This window comes from Actinotalea ferrariae CF5-4, assembly GCF_000603945.1.
In the GTDB taxonomy this organism is placed as follows: Bacteria; Actinomycetota; Actinomycetes; order Actinomycetales; family Cellulomonadaceae; genus Actinotalea; species Actinotalea ferrariae.
On record NZ_AXCW01000381.1, the window covers coordinates 1 to 2,662 of the forward strand.

The window sequence follows — 2,662 nt, forward strand, 5'->3', positions numbered from 1 at the left end:
CGCGGACGACGCGACGACCGTCGAGGCCGCCGGCGCGCCGACGACCGAGCCGGCGGAGCCCGGCACCCCGGTGCAGCAGGGGGCGGTGTCCGCGTCCGACGGCGAGGAGACGCCCGCCCGGTCCCGCTCGCGTCGGGGGAGCCGGTCGCGTGCCGGGGCGGCGCAGACGCCCGAGCAGGACACGCAGCCGGAGTCCGGTACGGAGGCCGTCCCGGGTGCCCTGGACGTCCTGGCGGAGCTGGGCGGGCCGCGCAGCGCGCCCGCGACGTCGGACGAGGAGGAGGCGCCGCGCCGCCCCGCGACCGCGCTGCTGTTCCAGGCCCCGGACCCCACGTCGCGGCCGCGCCGGCGCCGTGCCCAGGCCCCGGCGGGTCCGCCGCGGGCCCCGGAGGAGGACGGCGAGCAGACGGCCGACGGGACGGAATCGGTCGCGGCCCAGGACGACGTCCTGCCGACCGCCGTCCCCGCGCCCGAGCCGGACGCCGACGAGCTCGACGAGGACGAGACCGAGGACGGCGAGGGCACGGACGAGCGCACCGAGGACGAGCGCACCGAGGAGGAGCGCGAGGCCGGACGCCGACGCCGCCGCCGCCGCGGCGGGCGGGGTCGCCGCAGCCGGCCCACGGACCGTGACGGCGGGCCGGACGGCGGCACGGACGGCGAGGCGGACGACGACGAGGGCGACGACGAGGTCGACGCCGACGTGCGCCCGGCCGGCGGCCGTCAGCGGGTGGCCCGCCGGCAGGACTCCGACGACGAGCGGGGCGTGTCGGACGGTCCCGAGGACGAGGACCGCGACGAGCCGGAGGAGGAGACGAGCGGCACGAGCCGGCGTCGCCGGCGGCGTCGTCGCAGCGGACGGGGCGACGGCGCGGGCGAGGCCGCCGAGCCCGAGCAGCGCACCAGCCGGCGTGCCCGGCCCGTGTCCGACGAGGTGACGGCCCTGAAGGGTTCCACCCGGCTCGAGGCCAAGCGCCAGCGCCGGCGGGAGGGCCGCGACGCCGGCCGCCGCCGCACCGTCATCACCGAGGCCGAGTTCCTCGCTCGCCGGGAGGCCGTCGAGCGCGCCATGGTCGTGCGTGAGCACGACGGCCGGGTGCAGATCGCGGTCCTGGAGGACGGCGTGCTCGTCGAGCACTTCGTCTCGCGGACCGGTCAGGGGAGCCGGGGCTCGGCGACCACGGTGGGCAACGTCTACCTCGGCCGCGTGCAGAACGTGCTGCCGAGCATGGAGGCCGCGTTCGTCGACGTCGGCAAGGGCCGCAACGCCGTCCTGTACGCGGGCGAGGTGAACTGGGACGCCGCCGGCATGGAGGGGCAGCCACGGCGCATCGAGCAGGCGCTGAAGTCGGGCGACTCGGTCCTGGTGCAGGTCACCAAGGACCCGATCGGCCACAAGGGCGCCCGGCTGACCTCCCAGGTCACCCTGGCGGGGCGCTACCTCGTGTACGTGCCGGGTGGTGCCATGACCGGCATCTCCCGCAAGCTCCCCGACACCGAGCGCGCCCGGCTCAAGCGGCTCCTCAAGGAGATCGTGCCGGACGACGCCGGCGTCATCGTGCGCACCGCGGCGGAGGGCGCGAGCGACGAGGAGCTGCGTCGCGACGTCCAGCGGCTGCAGGAGCAGTGGGCCGCCATCGAGAAGAAGGCGAAGACGGCCTCCGCGCCCGCGCTGCTGCAGGGTGAGCCGGACATGGCCATCCGTGTCGTGCGGGACATCTTCAACGACGACTTCCGGTCGCTCGTGGTCCAGGGCGACGACGTCCACAGCATGATCGAGGAGTACGTCTCCGCCATGGCACCGGATCTGGCCGACCGCGTCTCGAAGTACACCGGCACCGGCGACGTGTTCGCCGAGCACCGGGTCGACGAGCAGCTCGCCAAGGGCATGGACCGCAAGGTGTGGCTGCCGTCGGGCGGCTCGCTCGTCATCGACCGCACCGAGGCCATGACGGTCATCGACGTCAACACCGGCAAGTTCACCGGTGCCGGCGGGACCCTCGAGGAGACGGTCACCCGCAACAACCTCGAGGCGGCGGAGGAGATCGTCCGGCAGCTCCGGCTGCGGGACATCGGCGGCATCATCGTCATCGACTTCATCGACATGGTGCTCGAGTCGAACCGGGACCTGGTCCTGCGGCGGCTCGTGGAGTGCCTCGGCCGGGACCGGACCAAGCACCAGGTGGCGGAGGTCACGTCCCTCGGCCTGGTCCAGATGACCCGCAAGCGGGTGGGGCAGGGCCTCGTGGAGTCCTTCAGCGAGACCTGCGAGCACTGCAACGGCCGCGGGTTCGTCGTGCACAGCGCTCCCGTGGAGCGCAGCGGCGGCGCGGAGCCCGCGCCGGAGCCGCAGGGCGACGCCAAGCGCTCCCGCCGCAAGAAGGGCGGCGTCGGGACGAGCGGCGGCGGGTCCGCCGCTCCGGCCGTCACCGTGCCCGTGCTGCCGGAGGCCCGGGAGGCGGTCAAGGCCACCCTGGCGACGATCGCCGCCGCGGCGGCCCACGCGCACGAGCACGAGCACCCGCACGAGCAGGCCAGCGCCGTGGTGCTGCCCGAGCTCGAGCAGCTCGCGCGGGCCGTCGGCAGCCGTGACGGGTCGGCCCCCTCCGGACCGGACGCGTCGGCCTCGGCCGGCACGGACGGGTCGGGCGGGGACGCACCC

General features: G+C 75.8%; 1 protein-coding gene. It reads left to right on the plus strand.

Features of this window, described 5'->3' with window-relative positions; genetic code table 11:
• A partial coding sequence (locus N866_RS18000) for an Rne/Rng family ribonuclease (protein WP_155855471.1) occupies window positions 1–2,662 on the plus strand: 2,662 nt, incomplete at both ends.